Genomic DNA, 2624 nt, shown 5'->3' on the forward strand with positions numbered 1-2624 from the left:
ACGGCAGGGCGCCGGTGTTCATGATGCCCGGATAATAGGTCGGCGCGTATGCGATGGGGCTTGAACTGCTGTCGCCGTTGTAGGTGTACGAGTACAGCAGCGTCGGTGTGGCGCCGGGAGCGTAGACGTCAACGACGGTTCCCGACGGGACGTTGAGCGGGATCGTTCCCTGCACACCGCCCGAGTCGATGATCGAGTTGACGGAATACAAAGTAGAGGTGCTCCCGTCCGGCGGTGTCTCCGTCAGTTCCAACGTGGTGATGGGCGCCCCGCTCACCGTGGCGATCGGCGTCATGTCCGTCGGTGCGGACCCGAAGGTCAGGCTGGCCGACGTCGGGTTTGTCTCGTTGATGAGCACGCCCTGGCTGAGGCTGCCCGGCAACGCCGTCAGGGGGCTGCTGGGGCCGGGGCCGCCCGCGTTGGGCCCGATGCCCATGACGCCGACCACCCCGTCGGGAGCAAAGAACTGGCTGAAGGAGAAGCCGTACGTCGCCAATCCTTGCAGCGTCGTCGGCCACGAGAGGATCGGCACGTCGACGGCGGTCGGCGAGGTCATGATCCCGCCCCCGAAATTCACCGGAGCGTTGAACGTCAGATAAAGGTAGTCCAGTCCCCCGCTGTAGCCGCTGATGCCTATTCCGTTGGGCAGACCGAGATTCCAGAGACCGATGTCCTGCAACGGGATCACCAGACCGGTGGATCCGGTGTCGACCAACAGGGGCACGCTCGACCCACCGTTGACGGAGGCGTACACGATCGCCTCGGTCTGTTGGTAAATGGTCAGCGGAACCTGCCCGCCCGTCACGCCGGCGCCGTTGGCGCCGGACGTACCGGGGCTCCCGAACAACCATCCGGCCTGGCCGCCGGGCCCACCGTAGGATCCGGTCCCGCCCGCGCCACCGGTCCCGCCGTTGCCGATCAGCCCCGCCGCACCGCCTGCCCCACCGGGATGTCCCGCGGCACCCGAGCCCCCGGTCCCGCCGTTGCCCCACAGGAGCCCGCCGGGCTGGCCGGCCTGCCCGGTATCGGCGGCGCCGCTGGCACCGTTGCCGATCAGGGGACGGCCCAGCAACGTGTTGGTGGGCGCGTTGATCAGGTTCAGGACGGCCTGCTCTGCCTGACCGAGGTCGGTGCCCAGGGTTTGCGCAGGGTTGGTTGCCGGCCCGGCGACGGGGTTGGCGGCGGCCACCGAACCCACCGCCGCGGCCATCGGGTTCGCGGCGAGCGCGCCCCAGAGCTGGGCGGACAGGCCTTGCCACGTGGCCGGCCACGCGGCGATCTGGGCCGCGGCCGCCGAGACGCCACCGTGGTAGCCGACCATCGCGGCCACGTCTTTGGCCCACATCTGCTCGTATTCGGCTTCGATGGCCGCGATCGACGGCGCGTTCTGGCCGAACAGGTTCGAGACCACCAGCTGCACCAACTGATCACGGTTGGCGGCCACGGCCGCGGGATGCACGATGGCCGCCTGGGCCGACTCGAACGCGATGACGAACGCCTTGGCCTGGGTGGCCGCCGTTTGGGCTCCGGCCTGTGCCGCCGTCAGGAACCCCGCGTATCGCGCGGCGCTCGTCAACATGGCTGCGGACGCAGCTCCCTGCCAGCCTTGGCCGGCCAAGTCCGAGGTGATCGCGGAGAACGACTGCGCCGCCGAACCCAACGTAGTGACCAGGCCGTCCCACGAGGCCGCAGCCGCCAGGATGGGGGAAGTACCCGCTCCGGAAAACATCAGCGACGAATTGAGTTCCGGCGGGAACGTCAAGAAGCTCATGTCCGCTTGTCTTCCCCTCCGGGTGATGACACATGATCGGCGGTGACCGGCACAACTGCGCGCCGGCAGAGCCAAACACTAGGGAATCCCGGCGCGAAAATCTGGAATTTCGGCCATCGAAGGCGCACGCGTCGAAAAGCCGCGGGATCGCGTAGAGCGGATCACGCTGCCTCGTTGGGTACCGACGGCATGCTTCCCGACCCCGACGAGCCCTACCGCTGCATTGGGCGCGGCCGCCGACATTGCCGTCGCCGGCGGTGTGGCAGGATTCGGAAATGCCTGTACGCAGACTCCCCCGCATCCTCGGTGTCCTGGTCGTGACGGCATGGGGTCTGCTGAGCGTCCCCCAGGGCGTTCCCACCGCTTCGGCCGATCCTTGCTCTGACGTCGAGGTGGTGTTCGCTCGCGGCACCCATCAGGAGCCGGGTCTGGGTGACGTCGGCCAGGCATTCGTCGACTCGCTTTCCTCGAAGCTCAGCGGGCAGTCCGTCGGCGTCTACGCCGTGGAGTATCCGGCCACCGACGACTACCACGGGAGCTCGTCGGCCGGTTCGGACGATGCGAGCGCTCACATCCAGAGCACCGTCGCCAACTGCCCCAAGACCAGGATTGTGCTCGGCGGATACTCCCAGGGCGCCACCGTGATCGACCTGTCGACCGAGCAGATGCCGCCCCCGGTGGCCGACCACGTCGCCGCTGTCGCCTTGTTCGGCGAGCCATCCAGCGGCTTCTCGAGCATGCTCTACGGCGGCCAGCCGCTGCCGACCATCAGCCCCCGGTACGCCGCGAAGACCATCAGCCTGTGCGCCCCGGACGATCCGATCTGCACCGGCGGGGGCAACATCATGGCTCA

Annotated in this window: 2 protein-coding genes; one reads left to right on the plus strand and one right to left on the minus strand. The window is 68.3% G+C overall.

The window, feature by feature from the left end:
- Window positions 1-1771 (minus strand): PecA family PE domain-processing aspartic protease (locus AC2VOK_RS01780; protein ID WP_428898950.1); only part of this gene is annotated, 1771 nt, incomplete at its 3' end.
- A 275-nt stretch (window positions 1772-2046) separates the two neighbouring features.
- Between AC2VOK_RS01780 and AC2VOK_RS01785 the strand changes: the two genes are divergently transcribed.
- A partial coding sequence (locus AC2VOK_RS01785) for a cutinase family protein (protein ID WP_428898951.1) occupies window positions 2047-2624 on the plus strand: 578 nt, incomplete at its 3' end.

Source organism: Mycobacterium sp. TH-M116, assembly GCF_057473685.1.